At 66.1% G+C, this 17059-nt stretch carries 19 protein-coding genes; 2 read left to right on the top strand and 17 right to left on the bottom strand.

Going from position 1 to position 17059, the window contains the following annotated elements:
- Positions 1 to 126: 126 nt before the first annotated feature.
- The 8 genes from rplO to A5789_RS30925 form a co-directional block, all read right to left on the bottom strand.
- The gene (rplO, locus tag A5789_RS30890) at positions 127 to 573 is read right to left on the bottom strand and encodes a 50S ribosomal protein L15 (protein ID WP_030513405.1); all 447 of its coding nucleotides are present in this window, start codon (positions 571 to 573) and stop codon (positions 127 to 129) included.
- Entirely contained in the window at positions 570 to 755 is a 186-nt protein-coding gene (gene rpmD, locus A5789_RS30895) for a 50S ribosomal protein L30 (protein ID WP_030513404.1), read from the bottom strand. Before rpmD ends, rplO begins: the two co-directional genes overlap by 4 nt.
- Position 756: 1 nt before the next feature.
- Complete coding sequence (gene rpsE / locus A5789_RS30900; RefSeq protein WP_039776501.1) at positions 757 to 1401, bottom strand: 30S ribosomal protein S5; 645 nt, start codon at positions 1399 to 1401, stop codon at positions 757 to 759.
- Positions 1402 to 1450: 49 nt separating this feature from the next.
- On the bottom strand, positions 1451 to 1858 hold the full coding sequence (rplR, locus tag A5789_RS30905; RefSeq protein WP_030513402.1) for a 50S ribosomal protein L18: 408 nt from the start codon (positions 1856 to 1858) through the stop codon (positions 1451 to 1453).
- A 3-nt stretch (positions 1859 to 1861) separates the two neighbouring features.
- Positions 1862 to 2401, bottom strand: a complete 540-nt coding sequence (gene rplF / locus A5789_RS30910) for a 50S ribosomal protein L6 (RefSeq protein WP_030513401.1) — start codon at positions 2399 to 2401, stop codon at positions 1862 to 1864.
- 14 nt (positions 2402 to 2415) lie between these two features.
- Entirely contained in the window at positions 2416 to 2814 is a 399-nt protein-coding gene (gene rpsH / locus A5789_RS30915; RefSeq protein WP_030513400.1) for a 30S ribosomal protein S8, read from the bottom strand.
- Between the two features lie 344 nt (positions 2815 to 3158).
- The gene (locus A5789_RS30920) at positions 3159 to 3863 is read right to left on the bottom strand and encodes a DUF3558 family protein (RefSeq protein WP_082941078.1); all 705 of its coding nucleotides are present in this window, start codon (positions 3861 to 3863) and stop codon (positions 3159 to 3161) included.
- A 50-nt stretch (positions 3864 to 3913) separates the two neighbouring features.
- Complete coding sequence (locus tag A5789_RS30925; protein ID WP_064905229.1) at positions 3914 to 4117, bottom strand: hypothetical protein; 204 nt, start codon at positions 4115 to 4117, stop codon at positions 3914 to 3916.
- A 298-nt stretch (positions 4118 to 4415) separates the two neighbouring features.
- Between A5789_RS30925 and A5789_RS30930 the strand changes: the two genes are divergently transcribed.
- Positions 4416 to 5069 (top strand): Uma2 family endonuclease, encoded by a 654-nt coding sequence (locus A5789_RS30930; protein ID WP_064905259.1) that lies wholly within the window; start codon positions 4416 to 4418, stop codon positions 5067 to 5069.
- A gap of 77 nt (positions 5070 to 5146) precedes the next feature.
- On the opposite strand, the gene A5789_RS30935 is transcribed toward A5789_RS30930, so the two are convergent.
- The 5 genes from A5789_RS30935 to rplN form a co-directional block, all read right to left on the bottom strand.
- Positions 5147 to 6424, bottom strand: a complete 1278-nt coding sequence (locus A5789_RS30935) for a Fic family protein (protein ID WP_064905227.1) — start codon at positions 6422 to 6424, stop codon at positions 5147 to 5149.
- 173 nt (positions 6425 to 6597) lie between these two features.
- The gene (locus A5789_RS30940) at positions 6598 to 6783 is read right to left on the bottom strand and encodes a type Z 30S ribosomal protein S14 (protein ID WP_025347225.1); all 186 of its coding nucleotides are present in this window, start codon (positions 6781 to 6783) and stop codon (positions 6598 to 6600) included.
- 4 nt (positions 6784 to 6787) lie between these two features.
- Positions 6788 to 7351 carry a 50S ribosomal protein L5 gene (gene rplE, locus A5789_RS30945; protein WP_030513397.1) on the bottom strand — a complete coding sequence of 188 codons (564 nt, stop codon included), beginning with the start codon at positions 7349 to 7351 and terminating at the stop codon, positions 6788 to 6790.
- 2 nt (positions 7352 to 7353) lie between these two features.
- Positions 7354 to 7668 carry a 50S ribosomal protein L24 gene (gene rplX, locus A5789_RS30950; protein ID WP_036498213.1) on the bottom strand — a complete coding sequence of 105 codons (315 nt, stop codon included), beginning with the start codon at positions 7666 to 7668 and terminating at the stop codon, positions 7354 to 7356.
- Position 7669: 1 nt separating this feature from the next.
- A complete protein-coding gene (gene rplN, locus A5789_RS30955) occupies positions 7670 to 8038 on the bottom strand; it encodes a 50S ribosomal protein L14 (RefSeq protein WP_030513395.1) in 369 nt (122 codons plus the stop codon).
- 403 nt (positions 8039 to 8441) lie between these two features.
- Here rplN and A5789_RS30960 point away from each other — a divergent pair, with 403 nt between their 5' ends.
- Positions 8442 to 10481, top strand: a complete 2040-nt coding sequence (locus tag A5789_RS30960) for a M13 family metallopeptidase (protein WP_227462747.1) — start codon at positions 8442 to 8444, stop codon at positions 10479 to 10481.
- A gap of 2 nt (positions 10482 to 10483) precedes the next feature.
- Here the strand turns inward: A5789_RS30960 and A5789_RS30965 are convergent, their stop codons facing one another.
- From A5789_RS30965 to A5789_RS30980, 4 genes are all read right to left on the bottom strand, one after another.
- Positions 10484 to 12592: a glycogen debranching N-terminal domain-containing protein gene (locus A5789_RS30965; protein ID WP_063016702.1), complete on the bottom strand. Its 2109-nt coding sequence runs from the start codon at positions 12590 to 12592 to the stop codon at positions 10484 to 10486.
- A gap of 268 nt (positions 12593 to 12860) precedes the next feature.
- The gene (locus tag A5789_RS30970; protein WP_082857263.1) at positions 12861 to 13964 is read right to left on the bottom strand and encodes an alkane 1-monooxygenase; all 1104 of its coding nucleotides are present in this window, start codon (positions 13962 to 13964) and stop codon (positions 12861 to 12863) included.
- A gap of 314 nt (positions 13965 to 14278) precedes the next feature.
- Positions 14279 to 15595: a lipase family protein gene (locus tag A5789_RS30975; RefSeq protein WP_155525593.1), complete on the bottom strand. Its 1317-nt coding sequence runs from the start codon at positions 15593 to 15595 to the stop codon at positions 14279 to 14281.
- 104 nt (positions 15596 to 15699) lie between these two features.
- Positions 15700 to 16989 (bottom strand): lipase family protein, encoded by a 1290-nt coding sequence (locus tag A5789_RS30980; protein WP_082955859.1) that lies wholly within the window; start codon positions 16987 to 16989, stop codon positions 15700 to 15702.
- Positions 16990 to 17059: the final 70 nt, after the last annotated feature.

The following is a 17059-nucleotide window of genomic DNA, read 5'->3' on the forward strand; positions in this document are numbered from 1 at the left end:
CCCCCCCCCGCCCCCCCCCCCACCCCCCCCCCCCCCCCCCCCCCCCCCCCCCCCCACCCCCCCCCCCCCCCCCCCCGCCCCCCCCCCCCCCCCCCCCCCCCCCCCCGACTGTATTACCAGTAACTGTCAGCCCAGTTCGGTGGCGGTACCACCGGCGGCGGTGATCTTCTCCTTGGCGGAGCCGGAGAACTTGTCGGCGCTGACCTGAACGGCCACACCGATTTCACCCTCGCCGAGCACCTTCACCAACTGGTTCTTGCGCACGGCACCGGCAGCGACGAGCTCGTCCTTGCCGATGGTGCCGCCCTGCGGGAACAGCCGCGCGATATCGCCGACGTTCACGACCTGGTACTCGACGCGGAACGGGTTGGTGAACCCCTTCAGCTTCGGCAGGCGCATGTGGATCGGCATCTGGCCGCCCTCGAAACGGGCCGGCACGTTCTTGCGAGCCTTCGTACCCTTGGTACCGCGACCGGCGGTCTTACCCTTGGAGCCTTCACCGCGACCCACACGGATCTTCTCGGTCTTGGCGCCCGGGGCGGGCCGCAGGTGGTGGAGCTTGATGGGGGTCATGCGGTTTCCTCCTCAACGGAAACGAGGTGGCGCACGACGTTGATCAGCCCGCGGTTCTGGGCGTTGTCCTCGCGGACCACGGTCTGGCGGATACCGCGCAGGCCGAGGGTGCGAAGCGACTCCCGCTGATTCTTCTTGGCGCCGATCGTGGACTTGATCTGGGTCACCTTGAGCTGTGCCATGTCAGACTCCCTGTCCGGCACGCGCACGCAGCATGCCCGCCGGGGCAACGTCCTCGATCGGCAGACCGCGGCGAGCGGCCACCTCCTCCGGACGCTGCAGCATCTTCAGGGCAGCGACGGTCGCGTGCACGACGTTGATGGCGTTGTCGCTACCGAGCGACTTGGCCAGGATGTCGTGGATACCGGCGCACTCCAGCACGGCACGCGCCGCACCACCGGCGATCACACCGGTACCGGGCGAGGCCGGACGCAGCATGACGACACCGGCGGCAGCCTCACCCTGCACCGGGTGCGTGATGGTGCTGCCGATCATCGGGACGCGGAAGAAGCCCTTACGAGCCTCCTCGACACCCTTCTGGATGGCCGCGGGGACTTCCTTGGCCTTGCCGTATCCGACACCGACCAGGCCGTTGCCGTCGCCCACGATCACCAGGGCGGTGAAGCTGAAGCGACGACCACCCTTCACGACCTTGGAGACGCGGTTGATCGCGACGACGCGCTCGAGCTGGTTCTTCTCGGCGGCATTGTCGCGACGGTCACCGCCGCCGCGACGGTCACGACCGCCGCCGCGCTGATCGCGCTCGTTGCCACTGCCACCCTGTCCGGCGGGTCCGCTGCCGCCGTCACGCCGCTGACGTCCCGGCATCAGACGTTCCTTCCGTTCATGTTCATTCGGTCCATGAGCTGAATCTGCATCAGAATTTCAACCCACCTTCGCGAGCAGCATCCGCCAGAGCGGCGATGCGGCCGTGGTAGTCGTGGCCACCGCGGTCGAACACCACGGCCTCCACACCGGCAGCCTTCGCGCGGGCGGCCAGCAGCTCGCCGACCTTCTTGCCCTTCGCGGACTTGTCACCGTCGAGCGCGCGCACATCGGCCTCGATCGAGGACGCGGAGGCGACGGTCTTGCCGACGGAGTCGTCGATCACCTGGGCGTGCAGGTGCCGCGAGGAGCGGAACACGACCAGACGCGGACGCTCGGCGGTGCCGAGGACCTTCTTGCGCAGACGGAAGTGCCGACGGGTCTTCGACACCCGGCGACGAGTCGACGCATCCTTGCCGACCGGCTGGCGGGCGGCTTTCTGAGCTTCAGTTTGTGCCATGGCTTACTTACCCGTCTTTCCGACCTTGCGGCGAACGACCTCACCGGCGTAGCGGATGCCCTTGCCCTTGTACGGGTCGGGCTTGCGCAGGCCGTGGATCACTGCGGCGATCTGGCCGACCTTCTGCTTGTCGATGCCGGACACCGAGAACTTGGTGGGGGCCTCGACCTGGAAGGTGATGCCCTCGGGGGCCTCGATCGGAACCGGGTGGCTGTAGCCGAGGGCGAACTCGAGGTTCGAACCCTTCTGCTGCACGCGGTAACCGACGCCGAAGATTTCCATCTTCTTCTCGTAGCCCTGGGTCACGCCGACGATCATGTTGTTGATCAGGGTGCGGCTCAGGCCGTGCAGCGAGCGGTTGCGGCGCTCGTCGTCCGGACGGCCCACCTCCAGCTCACCGTTCTCGGCCTTAGTGACGGTGATCGGCTCGGCGACGGTGTGCGAGAGGGTGCCCTTCGGACCCTTCACCGACACCTGCTGGCCGTCGATGGTCACCTCGACGCCGGCGGGAACCGAGATCGGCTTCTTACCGATACGCGACATTGTTCCTACCTCCCTTACCAGACGTAGGCGAGGACTTCCCCGCCCACACCCTGCTGCTTGGCCTGACGGTCGGTGAGCAGGCCCTTCGACGTGGAGATAATTGCCACGCCCAGACCGCCCAGCACCTTGGGCAGGTTGGTGGATTTCGCGTACACCCGCAGACCCGGCTTCGAGACGCGGCGCACACCCTGCAGGCTGCGCTCCCGGCTCTGGCCGTACTTCAGGTCGACGATCAGGGTCTGGCCGACGGGCGCATCCTCGGTGCGGTAGTCGGCGATGTAGCCCTCGCGCTTGAGGATCTCGGCGATGTTCGCCTTGAGCTTCGAGTGCGGGGCCTTCACCTGATCGTGGTACGCCGAGTTGGCGTTGCGCAGACGGGTCAGAAAGTCTGCGATCGGATCAGTCATGGTCATGTGTTGACCGTTACCTTTCTCGCCGCGGTTCCCATACAGCACCGTCACGCGGGGCGGTCGTGGGCCTACGACAATTTCGGCTGGTCCGGCCGACACCGTTGCCGACCGGATTGGAATGCTGTCACCCGGAGCAGCGCGCACGCATATGGGCACGAGGGTGCCCGAGCAACCGGTCTAGTGTAGGCGAGCGGTATGAGCGGGCAAAATCGGGGTGAGATCGAGACGGTCGGCTCTCGCGCCGCCCGGGCCGGCTTCGGTGGACGATGCACGAGAAGGCCGACCCGGATCAGGCGGGTGGCTGCTGCGGGGAGTCCCCCGCGATCAGCTGCCCGCGCAGGGCTCGATCAGGGTAGCGACCGGAACAGACGAGCCCCGACCTCGTTTCCTTTGGCGCAGGTGTCGACCCCGTTGCGCTTGCCCCCGGCGGTGCGAAACGCGAACACGATACTGCCGAATTCGGCCGGCGTGGCGATATCGCAGGCGATCTTGTTCGTGTCCTCGACCGAGCGATATTGGATCCACTGCCGGCCGTAATACTCGGTCCGCCTGAGGTCCTGGTAGGTCCCGGGGGCGAGCAGGTCGTCCACCGTCCGGTCCGAGGAGGCGATCACCAGCTCGAAGGTCTCATCAGCAGACGACCACTTGCACATCTTCCAGGTGGGATACGTGCTGTCCGACAGCCGAGATTTTCCGGCGGCGTTCAATCCGGCCGCAGCGATCTCGGAGTCCGGCAGCGAGCACGGATCCCAGAAGGCAGCGGCCGCGGGTGCCGCGGTCGTGGCGGCGGGCGTCCCGGGCGGGGCGGTGACCGGTGCGCCCGCGTCGGGGGGCGGCGCCGGTGCGCCCGCCTCTGGGGGCGGCGCCGGTGCTGCGGTGAACCCACCCCCGACAGCAGCCGTAGCCGGGAGCCCGGCGGCGGTGGCCGCTACAGAAGTAGTCCTGCCCGGAGTCGGCGCGGTGTTGTCCGAGGTGGCGTCACAGCCGGCGAGCAGCATCACCGTGCCGCACGCAACTGCCGCGGCATGACGACCGACACCCTTCGACCTCATGTCGAAATTCCTTTGACTGTCATAGTTTTCGGGTCAGCAAACCGCACTCCTCAGAAAGAGCAGTCGGCCGGCCGCCCCGCCCATCCGCCTTTCAGGAATTTCAAGACGGCGCAGAAGACATCCGCCGACGACGAGCCCGTCGGAGCATCGATCGGGGTTACGGCGGCGGGCGCGGTGACCGGTTCCGCGGCCGCGGAACCGACGGGCGCTGCGAGCCCTGCGATCAACGCGGCGACAACGGCGAACTTCTTCATATTTGTCCCATTTCTACGGTTTCGATTCCAGCTCGAACTGTTCCATGCCGGAGTACATAGTTCAAGCTCTGCACTCGAGAGAAACGTTGCGCGCCAGCAGATTTCAGCTCGACGTCGGCAGCATGCGAGGCGATCGACACCTCGAGTTCTTCCGCGATGCGCTCTTGGCGGCCGAGCTGCCAGCCGGCCCCGATACCCGGAGCGACATGCTCGACCGAACCTCCCGGCGGGCCCGGAGGGGGCTGAGGATCGGGGCTGAGCACACCCGATGGCGGCCGAGCGAGTCTACGATCGAAGCATGTCGCATCCGCGCATCGAACGTCCTCACCTCCCCGAATACATGACGTGGGAGGAGCTGGAGCGGCTGCCGGACGAGATCGCCGGTCAGGTCGAGCTGTGGGAAGGCCGCGTCGTCTGGTTGCCGAGAGGCCCGGCCGAACACCAGGACTTCACCAATCTCCTGTGGAGTGGGCTGCGCCGGTGCGCCCAGGAAGCGATGTCCGCGGATCCCGAGCAGTGCTGGCGGGTGCACACCGAAACGAATGTCTTCTTCGGTTCGACGGGGAAATCCGATTTCGTGACTCCTGATTTTCTCGTCACACGGTGTTTGCCGAACCCGTATCAGGACGTCCGTGCCGCCGATGTGCTGCTGGTCGGCGGAGTCCTGTCACCTTTGAATTCGCACACCGATATGGATGAGAGGCGGGCACGCTACGCCCCGGCGGGCATCCCCTGGTACTGGGAAGTCACCCTGGAGCGCGAGAAGGGCGCGATCGCCACCGTACGCACATTCGCCCTGGAAAGAACCCACGGCGATCTACCCGCCGGTGTCTACCCCCTCTACCCGATGAACTACTTGCTCACCGGGAAATGGACTCCGAAGGAGTCCCCCGCGATCAACACGAAATTCCCCTTCCCCATCAACATCCCGTGGTCCGACCTCGAACTCTGACCGTCCCGAATTGGCTGTTGTGCGACAACGCGAACCGAGATACTCAGCGGGACAACACAACTCAGCGCGATAGACTTTCACCGGGACTGCGCTCGGCGCGGCACGGGCCGCGATGGGTCCGAGGTCCGGGTGCCCTGCGGACTGGCCAATCGTCGTTCGAGGGCGGTGAATGCCGCTATTGCTTCGGGTGATTCGAAGGCTCGATTCCGGCGGCCGACGGTGACTTGTCGCAAGATGCCGGCCTCGGTCAGACGCTCGATGGCCGCATTGGTCGCGGGGAAACTCCTGCCGATCAGCGTGGCGGCGGTGGAGGTTGTCAGGATCGGCGCGCCGACCAGTCTGCCCAGCAGCAGATCGAGTGCGGAATTCGCGCGCACCGGGGCCACTCGCGCACGCCATGAACGCTGCAGATCAGCGGCCGCCGACTCGAAAACCGTAGCGTCCGCGACAGCCCGGGCACAGGCCGCCGCAAAACGTGCGACCCAGATGTTCAGACCGGATATCGCCTCCGCCGACTCCGGTGCACCGATATACCGGAAGCGGGTCAGGGCTTCGATATAGCTGTCCCTCCAAGTGGCAAGGACCAATGACACGGGGGCGACCACACGTTCGGCGACACCGCGGCGTCGCAGAATCAGATGTATCAGCGCCCGGCCCGTTCTTCCGTTTCCGTCGATGAACGGGTGAATCGTCTCGAATTGCGCGTGCGCGATCGCGGCTTGCGCGACGGCCGGCAGATCATCGCTGTTGCAGAAATCGATCAGATCCCGGATCAATTCGGGGACGTATTCGGGTGGTGGTGGGACGAAGTCCGCCGAACACGGATTGTACGAACTGCCGCCGATCCAGTTCTGGACCGTGCGCAGTTCCCCGCCGTGCGATGCGATGTTCGTCCCGGCGAGCAGACGGCGATGAACCTCGAGGAGTATCTCCTCGGTGATCGGCTCGTCAGGCGCGACAGCATTGGCGGCCACGGCCATGGCATCGATATTGGCCAGCACCTCCACAGCTGTCACGTCGCTGGATGCTCCTTCCGCTTGCCGGGCAGCCTCGGCCCGCAACAGCCGCTGGGCTCCGATTTCCAATCCCTCGATCCGTGAGGACGCGATGGCCTCGGCTCGCAGCAACAGACGTGACAGCGCCTCGGTTTCGACCAGCGCGTTGGCTTCGGAATCGAGTTGGTGGACAGCGACTTCCGCGTCGACGACATCGGCGGCGGTGTCACTGTCGAGCACGATCGAACGCCCGACCAGACGATCGGGCACATATGCTTCGTAGCTGCCCGAACCACGGTCTTTCCGGGACAATCCGGCATCGAGATTGCCAGTCCAGTGCTGCCGCACAACCTTAGCCATGCCACCTCCTTATTTAAGGTTATCGCATAACCTTAAATAAGGGCTGTTCGTATTAAGGGTTGTCGGCACGCGAGCAGACCCCACGCAAAGAAGGGTACGGACTCGCCCGAGTCCGTACCCTTCTTCGATTCGATTGTCGCGCTCAGCGCGGGCGCTGCCTCAGCAGCGCGAGCTCACCAGGAGCTCTTGTGCACGCCCGGCAGCTCGCCGCGGTGCGCCATCTCACGGACGCAGACGCGGCACAGGCCGAACTTGCGGTAGACCGCGCGGGGGCGGCCGCAGCGCTGGCAGCGGGTGTAGCCACGCACGGCGAACTTCGGCTTCGCGGCGGCCTTGTTGACGAGAGCTTTCTTAGCCATGTGCTCAGTTCTCCTTGAACGGGAAGCCGAGGTGCTTGAGCAGGGCGCGGCCCTCCTCATCGTTGGTCGCGGTGGTGACGACCGTGATGTCCATACCACGCGGACGGTCGATGGAGTCCACGTCGATCTCGTGGAACATCGACTGCTCGCTCAGGCCGAACGTGTAGTTGCCGTTGCCGTCGAACTGCTTCGGCGACAGGCCGCGGAAGTCGCGGATACGGGGCAGCGCGATGGACACCAGGCGGTCCAGGAACTCCCACATGCGGTCGCCACGCAGCGTGACGCGCGCACCGATCGGCATACCCTCACGCAGCTTGAACTGCGCGATGGACTTGCGGGCCTTGCGGATCTCCGGCTTCTGACCGGTGATCAGGGCCAGGTCGTTGACGGCGCCGTTGATCAGCTTGGCGTCGCGGGCGGCGTCACCGACACCCATGTTGACGACGACCTTCACCACGCCCGGGATCTGCATCACGTTGGCGTAGTTGAACTCGTTGTTCAGCGCGTCCTTGATCTCCGCGCGGTAGCGCAGCTTCAGGCGGGGCTGAATCTTTTCAGACGTGGTCATGCTCAGATGTCCTTCCCGTTGCGACGGGAGATGCGCACCCGCTTGCCGTTCTCGTCGGTGCGGTAACCCACCCGGGTCGGCTTGCCGTCGGAGTCGACAACCATCACGTTGGACACGTGGATGGGCGCCTCCTGGGTCACGATGCCGCCGGAGCTGGCGCCGCGCTGGTTCGCGGAGTTCGCGACGTGCTTCTTGATCCGGTTCACGCCCTCGACCAGGACCTTGTCGGTCGCCGGGTAGGCCTGGATGACCTTGCCCTTTGCGCCCTTGTCCTTACCCGAGACGACGATCACGGTGTCGCCCTTGTGCACCTTCATGTCAGAGCACCTCCGGGGCCAGCGAAACGATCTTCATGAACCGCTTGTCACGCAGCTCGCGGCCGACGGGGCCGAAGATGCGGGTGCCACGCGGATCGTTGTCCGCCTTGATCAGCACCGCGGCGTTCTCGTCGAACTTGATGTACGAGCCGTCCGGACGACGACGCTCCTTGACGGTGCGCACGACGACCGCCTTGACGACGTCACCCTTCTTGACGTTGCCGCCGGGGATGGCGTCCTTGACGGTGGCGACGATGACGTCGCCGATACCGGCATAGCGACGCGACGACCCGCCGAGCACGCGGATGCACAGAATCTCCTTGGCACCCGTGTTGTCGGCGACGCGCAGTCGCGACTCCTGCTGAATCACTTCAGCTCCTCCTAGACCTGGACGTAATGCACGCCGGATTGCCGACCCGACGGGCATGGTCAGTTGCCCTTCGACGGACCTTGACGGCCCGCTCCCGCAAGCTCAGCGGGGCAGCGCCTGCCAGCGGTTTTGCATGATCGGAAGGATCAACCACTGTGGGTTCGCGGCCGAAGTGCGGGCACAATACCCGCAGGCAACCCGACAAGTGTAGCGAAGCCGCAGGTCGCGCCCAAATCAGGGTCGAACGGGGTCCGGCACGGCCACCCCACGGGTGGCGGTCGAACTCAGCCGAGTCTCAGCAGGTTCGGTTAGCCTCTCACGGACGCAACCGGCCCGGCCTCCGCGTGGAGTCGCAGTGACGGTCGTCGCGCAGGTGCACGATGAGTCGGGGAGAGGATTTTCTGTGACATCGTCCGGTCGCCAGGTCCGCCTGGGTCGCCGCTCGTTCCTGATCGCCCTCGGCGCGGTGCCGGTGGCCACCGCCCTGGTGGCGTGCAATAGCGACGCGAAGCCGAAACCCCTCACCGGCCCCGATCTGTCGGGCGTCGATCCCGCGGTGCGGCCGCAGGACGATCTGTACCGCAATATCAACGGCGCCTGGCTGCGCACCTACCAACTGCCGCCGGACAAGGTCTCCTACGGCACCTTCGCCGAGGTGTCCGATCGGGTCGAAGGGCAGCTGCGCGAGGTCATCGACGGAATCCACGATCCTAAGGACGGGTCGGAGGGCCAGCAGATCCGCGACCTCTACGACGCGCGGATGGATCTCGACACACTCGAGAAGCTCGGCACCACCCCGCTGCAACCGCTGTTCGCGCGGATCGACGGGGCGCAGACCAAGGCCGATCTCGCGAAGGTCATGGGCGCGCTGCCGCTGGGCGGCCTGATCGGGCTCGGTGTGAGTATCGACCGCAAGAATTCGAATGCCTACATTCCGTCCGTGGGCCAGTCCGGTCTCGGAATGAGCGAGCAGTACTACCGGAATCCCGAATTCGCGCAATATCTTTCCGCGTACCAGACGCTGCTGCACAAACTGGCGACCGGCGCCGGCCTGCCCGATCCGGACGGCGCGGCCGAACGCACACTGGATCTCGAGAAGCGCATCGCCGCCGGTTACTGGGACAACGTGCGCACCCGCGACTCCGATGCCACCTACAACCTCATGGCGTGGAACGAGATGACCACGCTGGCACCGGGTTTCGACTGGGAGCCGTGGCTGGCCGGCAGCACCGACCGGCCCAAGGAACTGTTCGGGAAGATGGTCGTCGGCGAACCGTCGTTCGTCACCGCGGCCGGGCAGCTGTGGACCGAGGTGGATATCAACATCTGGCGGGAATGGCTGAAGCTCAGCCTGCTGCGCAAATACGCCAAGTACATGAACAAGGATCTGTCGGACGCGAATTTCGATTTCCTGAAGGCCACCAGCGGGATCGAGCAGCGCCCGGAGCTGTGGAAGTCGGCGGTCGCGGTGGTCGACGCCAATCTCGGTGAGCAGCTGGGCAAGTTGTACGCGGCGAAATACTTTCCGCCGCAGGCGAAGACGCGCGCCAAGGAGCTGGTCGACAATCTGCTGGCCGCCTATCGCGACAACTTCCGCAACTCGTCGTGGATGTCGCCGCGGACCCGCGAGGCCGCGATCGCGAAACTGGACAAGATCACGGTCAAGATCGGCTACCCCGACAAGTGGGTGGACTATTCGAAGCTGAAGGTCACGCGCGGCCGGCTGGTCGAATCCCTGCTCGCCATCGAGGCTTTCGAGGCGAAGCGTTCGATGGACAAGCTGGGGACGCCGGTGGACAAGGCCGAATGGGGTATGTCGCCGCAGACCGTCAACGCCTACTACGAGGCAACCTCCAATTCCATCAACTTCCCGGCCGCGATCCTGCAAGCCCCGTTCTTCGACACCGACGCCGAACCGGCGGTGAACTACGGCGCGATCGGCGCGACCATCGGCCACGAGATCGGGCACGGCTTCGACGACCAGGGCTCGAAGTACAACGGCGACGGCAATCGCGAGGACTGGTGGACCCCGGAGGACCGGACCGCCTTCGAGGCCAAGACGAAGCAGCTGATCGATCAGTACAACGCCCTGGTGCCCGAGGGCCTGCCGCCCAGCGATCACGTCAACGGCCAGCTGACCGTCGGTGAGAACCTCGCCGACCTGCGCGGACTGATGATCGCGCTGGCCGCCTTCCGCATCGAGGAAGCCAAGAACGGCCGCAACACGCCCGACTACACCCCGATGTTCCAGTCCTGGGGCCGCAATTGGCGGGAGAAGCAGACCCAGCAGTCGCTCGAACAGCAGGTCGCCACGGATCCGCACTCCCCCGGCGAATTCCGCTGCAACCAGGTGGTGCGCAATCTGCCGGAGTTCTACGCGACCTTCAGCGTCCAGCCCTCGGACAAGCTCTTCCTGCCCGAGGACCAGCGCGTGATTCTGTGAGGTCAGTGGGTGATCAGCCGCCAATCCTCGGGCAGGTTGGCGGCGGTCACCTGCTCACCGTCCACTGCCAGATCCACCGCCGTTCCGCCGAGGCGCAGATCGGTGAGCTCTACCCTGCCCCAGCGCGCGGGGACATGCGGCAGGACGGTCACCGTGCGGTGCGGCACGTCGGGTTCGAGCCCCAGGAACGAACGGACCAGCAACAGCGGCGCGGCGCTGGCCCAGGCCTGCGGGGAACACGAGGTCGGATACGGCACCGGCGCCGAGAAGCGGGAGCGCTGAAAACCACAGAACAACTCGGGCAGCCGGCCGCCGAAAGCGGTTGCGGCGTCGAGTAATCCGTTGGACAACCGGGTGGCCAGCCCGACCGCGCCCGGGATGTGGCGGTAACGCAGCAGACCGGCGACCGCGATGGCGGTGTCGTGCGGCCAGACCGAACCGTTGTGATAGCTCATCGGATTGAACGCGCCCATCCCGGAAGACAGTGTGCGCAAACCGAATCCGGAGTCCATCTCCGCGGTCGCCAGATGGTGCACCAGTTGTTCGGCGTGGTCGTCGGTGACGATGCCCGACCACAGGCAATGGCCGACATTGCTGGTGAGCGCATCGACGCGGCGCTTGTTACCGTCCAAAGCGACCGCATACCAGCCCTTTTCGGGAATCCAGAAGGCTTCGGCGAATTTCGTGCGCAATTCGGCGGCATGTTCGCGCAGCTTCCCGGCCTTGTCCGACTGGCCGAATTCCTCGGCCAGTTCGGCCCGGGCCAGGATCGCCGCGTAGACGTAGCTCTGTACCTCACACAGCGCGATCGGCGCCTGGGCGAGATGTCCGGCCGCGTCGTTGATGCCGTCGAAGCTGTCCTTCCAGCCCTGGTTGATCAGGCCGCGGTCGGTCGCGCGCTGATATTCGACGAAGCCGTCACCGTCGCGATCGCCGAAGTGCGACATCCAGTCGAGGGCCGCGTCCGCCGCCGGCAGCAGCGTCTGCACCGCCTCCGGCGACGCACCCCAGCGCCGGGTCTCGGCCAGCAGCATCACGAAAAGTGGTGTGGCGTCTACGGTTCCGTAGTACACCTCCCCGCCCAGGGCCAGTCCGCCCGCCGGTCCGCGGCGGATCTCGTGCATGATCCGGCCCGGCTCCTCCTCGGTCAGCGCGTCGACCTGCTGGCCCTGCATTTCGGCCAGCTGCTGCATGGTCCCGAGTGCGAGCGAGGAGTCCAGCGGCAGCGCCATCCACGCGGTGAGCAGTGAGTCGCGGCCGAACAGCGTCATGAACCACGGTGCGCCGGCCGCGACGAAGGTGCGATGCCGGCGTTCCTCGCGAATCTGCAGTGCGCCCAAATCGCTTTCGGTGCGCTGCAGAATGGCGGTGAGCTGCGGATCACCCGTGGTGAGTTTGGTGGCGGTGTCACGCCAGGCCGCCATCTTGCGGCCCGGTTCGCTGCTGCGATAGTGCTCGCCGGGGCGCAGGGCGACATGCACCCGCTGATTGGCCACGGTCGGCTGCGCGAGGATCTCGGTCTGCCAGCGGCCGGTGGCGGGCACGACGATGCGCCAGGTCAGCGAGCCGGGCAGCACGGTCGGGAGCTCCGAGGAGGACACTGCCAGGCCGCGTGCGCGATCGGAGCGGTCGTTGAGCAGCAGTTCGTTGTCGGTGACCAGTATTTCGGCGCGTCCGTGCCCGGCCCGGCCCTCCTTGACGGCGAACAGATCCACGAAGTCGGCGTCGGCGCGCAGCTCGAGCACGACGGCCGTGGGTTCGCGGCCGAGATTCTCCAGGATGACCGTTTCTCGCATCCCGTCGGCGACGAGTCGTTCGCGCACCACCAGGAGACTGGAATCGGCGGCGCCGGACCGCGGCGGCCGCCGCAGGATGAAGCGCGCGGTGAATGCCTCGGGGCTGAGCACCGACAGCGGTTCGAGCCGCTGCCCGTCCACGCGCAGCTCCCACCGCGACACCACCCGGGCGTCGCGATAGAACAGGCCCTGTGAGGTTCCCGATTCCACATCGCCGACCCGGTCGGACAGGCAGAAGGTGCTGCCCTCGACCAGCGTCACCGAACCGTTCAGCAGGGCGGGTTCGCCGCCGTTGAGAGGTGAGGGCCCGGTCATCGCGCATCACCCACTCGGGGGTGTCGCGGCGCCGCGGTAGGCACGGTAGATCGTTTCGTCGACTCGAACATCACCATCGCGAACGGCTCCTCCCTGATCACCGGCGACAACCGATCCGGCTCGAGGTTTGCGTGGGCCTATCCGACAACGTTCGCACGAGAACGTCTCGATCATCGAGAGTAACCGCTGAACGGTGCTCGGCACGGCCAATCCCTCGACCAGGTCGCAAATCCGCGCTGTGGCACGGCACGGCGCATCGCCGAAAAACTCAGCGCGAGCGCTCGCCAGTCCCCTCGATCGGCTGTTTGCGCCGCGTTTTGACGTTGACCAGGCCGAGGTCACCGCCGTAGTGGGCCAGCACGCGAGGATCGATCACGGCGCGCCACAGCGGCGGCACCGCCGCCAGCAGGACCATCCCGGCATAGCCCATCGGAAGCTGTGGCGCCTGCTCGACGCTGCGCAAGGTCTGGTAGCGGCGACCCGGATTCGCGTGGTGGTCGCTGTGGCGCTGCAGATGGAACAGGAAGATGTTGGTGACCAGACTGTCGCTGTTCCAGCTGTCGCGCGGCGAGCAGCGCCCGAATGTGCCATCGGCGCGGCGCACGCGCAGCAGGCCGTAGTGCTCGACGTAGTTCACCGTCTCGAGCAGACAGGCGCCGATCAACGCCTGCAAGGCCAGCCACGGGATCACCCGCGGACCGAAATACAGGATCATGGCGCCGAACAGCACGACGCTCATCGACCAGGCCTGCAACAGATGGTTCTCGTAGCTGAACCACCGTTTTCCCCTGCGTGCCAGGCGGTCTCGTTCGAGCCGGAACGCCGAGCGGAGCCCGCCGAACATGCTGCGCGGCAGGAACACCCACAGGGACTCGCCGAAGCGGGCGCTGGCCGGGTCCTCCGGTGTCGCGACGCGCGCGTGATGGCCGCGATTGTGCTCGACGAAGAAGTGCCCGTACGCGGACTGCGCCAGGGCGATCTTCGACAGCCACCGTTCCAGATGCTCGGACCGGTGGCCGAGTTCGTGCGCGGCATTGATCCCGATGCCGGACACCACTCCGAGTGTGATGGTGAGGCCGAGTTTGTCGACGAACGACAGCCCCGTGTCCACCCACAGATAGCCCGCGATGAACAGGCCGAGGAATTGCATCGGCAAGAACAGGTAAGTGCACCAACGGTAGTAGCGGTCGTTGGAGAGCGCTTCGTAGTCCTCGTCGTGCGGATTACTGCCGTCGTTCCCGATCGCCCAGTCCAGCAGGGGGATGACCACGAAGACGATGATCGGCCCGATCCACCAGAACACCGGTGAGCCGGTGACTACCACCAGCGGTCCGGGGAGCAGGGCACAGGCCGGTGCTATCAACCCCAGCATCCAGAGGTAGCGCTTGGGGTCGCGGGCACGCGTGTTTTCGAAGATCGCCATGTACTTCTCGCTATCCAGAAGTGACACCAGATCGAGAATGCGGCCGCGCGAAGCGGCGCCGGCCTGAAATATGAAGCGGCGTAGGCCTGAAACATTCAGAGTAGCCGCTCCTCCCAGGCTGTCCAGAGATCAGCGAAAAAGACCTACCGACGTGCGGATACCCCGAAATCGCCAAGGTATGACAGCAGTTTTTCGGACTGGGTCTCGATCCGAGACGACGCGACGCCGCCCACCCTGTCGGCGGGCGGCGTCTGCCGGGCTCGCTACGGTAGGGCGCCGCAATTGGTCGGCGCGGGCAGACCGGCCAGCCGATCGGTCATCCATGAATGCGCGGTCATCAGCGACGGGAAATAGGCCAGGTCGTGGGTGCCCACGACGCCGGTGATAGCGGGCAGTTGCGGATTCGCGTCCAGCTGGACCGGAGTGCCGCCGGCACACCACCCGGCGGCCACGGCGCGAACCGGTGGATACGGTGTGCCTTCGTCGTTCACGGCCGAGGCGATGAGCACGGGCATCGTGGGCGCGATCGTTCCGATGCGCTGTTCGTCGAATGCCGCTTTCAGCGCCGGCGACCGGTCGATGAGAGCGGTGAGAGGTTCTCCGCTATTGGTGATTTGCGTTATTCGCCGTATTTGAATGTCGAGTGACGCGGCGATAGCGCACTTGTCCAGCGCGTCGCGCATCAACCCTTTACCCGCGTCGTTGATTTCGGCATCGAGGATCGGCCGCGTTTCGGGATAGTCGGCGGCGATACCGTTGAGGGTGAACGGCGCGGCGGATCCGACACCGGGCTGGCCGTAGTTGTATCCGATGAAATTCTCGGGGTCGACGATCGGGCCGCCGATGTAGGCACCACGCACGTTCAGTTCGGGTGCGTAGCTCGATTGCAGTTCGGCGGCCCCGGCCGAGGCCATACCGCCCTGGGAATAGCCGAACAGGATGACCGGCGAATGCGGATTCAGTCCGGTGCCCGGCAGCTGCAATGCGGCACGGGCGGAATCGAGTACGGCATACGCCTGGGCCTTCCGGTTGAGGAAGTCGTGCACATCGGGCGTGCCCAGTCCGTGATAATCGGTCAGCACCACGGCCATACCGCGGGCGAGCAACGAGGCCAGCGCGATGACGTCGTATTCGGCGATGACGTCGTACGGCGGCCGGAACTGGGCCAACTGCGGCAGCACCTTCGACGGCGCGCACTGGTCGCCCTGGCCCTGAGAGCCGACGCCGTAGGCGACCAGCGGACGTTCGCCCGGCCCGGTCCACGGCACCACCGGCTGCAGATACGTCGCCACCACCGCGGTCGGGGCATCGTGAGTATCGCTGCTGAGATACATCATTCGCGTCGACGCCGCCGGCACGACACCCGGCTGGCCGGGTGCCGACAAAGCCAGCGCCGCCGGTTGGGTACGAAGGATCGTGCCCGGCGGCATCGGCGGTGGCGGCGGCGGTATGTAGAAATCATCGGCGGCGACCTGCGTAGCCGGTTGCGGCGACGCGGGTGGCGCCGATATCGCCGCGCCCGCGATGACGACGAGCGAGCCGAACAGAACTGCGTTCCATCTGCGGATCAAGCCCCTCACGATCGATCCTTCCCTGCGTTTTCAGCGGATATACATCGAGCGTCGAGCGATCGAACATCGGTGGCCCGGGTGGGGGTCTGCGGCCTCTCCGGGCACGTCGGCCGCTACGGCAACGCGGCGCAATTGCTCGCCGCGGGTGCCGCCGCGAGCCGATCGGTCAGCCACATCTGCGAGGCCGCCAAGGACGGGAAGAAGGCGAGATCGTGGGTGCCGACGACGCCGGAAATCGGCGGAAGCTGGGAGTTCGCATCGATCTGCACCGGGACGCCGCGACTGCACCACGCGGCGGCCACATCTCGGATGGGCGCGTACGGCGCGCCCTCGTCGTTCTTCGCCGAGGCGATGAGCACCGGCGCCGACGGCGTGCCGCCGCCGATGCGCTGATCGGCGAAGGCCTGGCTCAACGCCGGGGAGCGATCGATCACCGTGGTGAGTGGCTGTCCGCTGGAAGTGAACTGGGCCGTCTGCCGCTGCGGATTGTCGATCGATACCGCGATCGCACATTTGTTCGCGGCGTCGCTCAGCAGCGCCTTGCCGGCATCGTTGAGTTCGGCGTCGAGTTCCGGGCGCGTCTCGGGATAGTCCGCCGCGATGCCGTTGAGTGTGAATCCGACCGCGCCGGACAGGCTCGGCTGGCCCTCGTTGAAGCCGATGAAGTATTCGGGATCGACCACCGGCCCGCCGATGTACGCGCCACGCATATTCAGTTCGGGCGCATAACTCGGCTGCAATTCGGCCGCACCGGCCGAGGCCATACCGCCCTGGGAGTAGCCGTACACGATGACCGGCGGCCGCGGCCCCAGACCGTTGTTCGGCAACTGCTCCGCGGCCCGCGCCGCGTCGAGTACCGCATAGGATTGCGCTTTCCGATTCAGGAAGTCGTGCATTTCCGGTGTGCCCAGCCCGTGGTAATCGGTGACCACGACGGCCATACCGCGCGACAGCAGCGAATACAGCGCCAACCCATCGTATTCGGCGATGACGTCGAACGGCGGCTGGTATCGGACGAGCTGCGGCAGCAATTTCGAGGGCGCGCACTGGTCGCCCTGGCCCTGCGTTCCGACCGCGTACGCGACCAATGGGCGGTCACCGGGACCGGTCCACGGCAGCATCGGCTGCAGATACGTTCCCGTCACCGCGGTCGGCGCGTCGTGCGTGTCGTTGCTGAGATACATCATGCGTGTCGAGATCGCCGGGACGACGCCGGGTTGTCCCGGCGCCGAGAACATCAGCGATGCGGGCTGAGCTCGCACGATCGCTCCCGGGGGACCGGGGGGCAGGGGCGCCGGCGGAACGTAGAAATCATCATCGGCGGCGGCCTGCGCCGGAGCCTGCGTCCAGGCATGCGGCGCGGAAACCATTCCGCCCGCGACGGCGATGAGAGCTCCGAACAAGACAGCGGTACAACTGTGTATCCGGCTCCGCACGATTCGTCCTTTCCTGAGCTTCGGGATGCCTATCGGA

This window comes from Nocardia sp. 852002-51101_SCH5132738, assembly GCF_001665695.1.
GTDB lineage: Bacteria > Actinomycetota > Actinomycetes > Mycobacteriales > Mycobacteriaceae > Nocardia > Nocardia nova.

What these genes read in the sequence shown, in the direction of transcription:
- rpsE (WP_039776501.1), bottom strand. Translation starts at nt 1,401, where the DNA reads ATGCCGGGACGTCAGCGGCGTGACGGCGGCAGCGGACCCGCCGGACAG.
- rplE (WP_030513397.1), bottom strand. Translation starts at nt 7,351, where the DNA reads ATGACCACGTCTGAAAAGATTCAGCCCCGCCTGAAGCTGCGCTACCGC.
- A5789_RS30965 (WP_063016702.1), bottom strand. Translation starts at nt 12,592, where the DNA reads ATGACCGGGCCCTCACCTCTCAACGGCGGCGAACCCGCCCTGCTGAAC.
- rpmD (WP_030513404.1), bottom strand. Translation starts at nt 755, where the DNA reads ATGGCACAGCTCAAGGTGACCCAGATCAAGTCCACGATCGGCGCCAAG.
- rplR (WP_030513402.1), bottom strand. Translation starts at nt 1,858, where the DNA reads ATGGCACAAACTGAAGCTCAGAAAGCCGCCCGCCAGCCGGTCGGCAAG.
- rplF (WP_030513401.1), bottom strand. Translation starts at nt 2,401, where the DNA reads ATGTCGCGTATCGGTAAGAAGCCGATCTCGGTTCCCGCCGGCGTCGAG.
- A5789_RS30970 (WP_082857263.1), bottom strand. Translation starts at nt 13,964, where the DNA reads ATGCTGGGGTTGATAGCACCGGCCTGTGCCCTGCTCCCCGGACCGCTG.
- A5789_RS30940 (WP_025347225.1), bottom strand. Translation starts at nt 6,783, where the DNA reads ATGGCTAAGAAAGCTCTCGTCAACAAGGCCGCCGCGAAGCCGAAGTTC.
- A5789_RS30930 (WP_064905259.1), top strand. Translation starts at nt 4,416, where the DNA reads ATGTCGCATCCGCGCATCGAACGTCCTCACCTCCCCGAATACATGACG.
- rpsH (WP_030513400.1), bottom strand. Translation starts at nt 2,814, where the DNA reads ATGACCATGACTGATCCGATCGCAGACTTTCTGACCCGTCTGCGCAAC.
- rplX (WP_036498213.1), bottom strand. Translation starts at nt 7,668, where the DNA reads ATGAAGGTGCACAAGGGCGACACCGTGATCGTCGTCTCGGGTAAGGAC.
- A5789_RS30935 (WP_064905227.1), bottom strand. Translation starts at nt 6,424, where the DNA reads ATGGCTAAGGTTGTGCGGCAGCACTGGACTGGCAATCTCGATGCCGGA.
- A5789_RS30925 (WP_064905229.1), bottom strand. Translation starts at nt 4,117, where the DNA reads ATGAAGAAGTTCGCCGTTGTCGCCGCGTTGATCGCAGGGCTCGCAGCG.
- rplO (WP_030513405.1), bottom strand. Translation starts at nt 573, where the DNA reads ATGACCCCCATCAAGCTCCACCACCTGCGGCCCGCCCCGGGCGCCAAG.
- A5789_RS30920 (WP_082941078.1), bottom strand. Translation starts at nt 3,863, where the DNA reads ATGAGGTCGAAGGGTGTCGGTCGTCATGCCGCGGCAGTTGCGTGCGGC.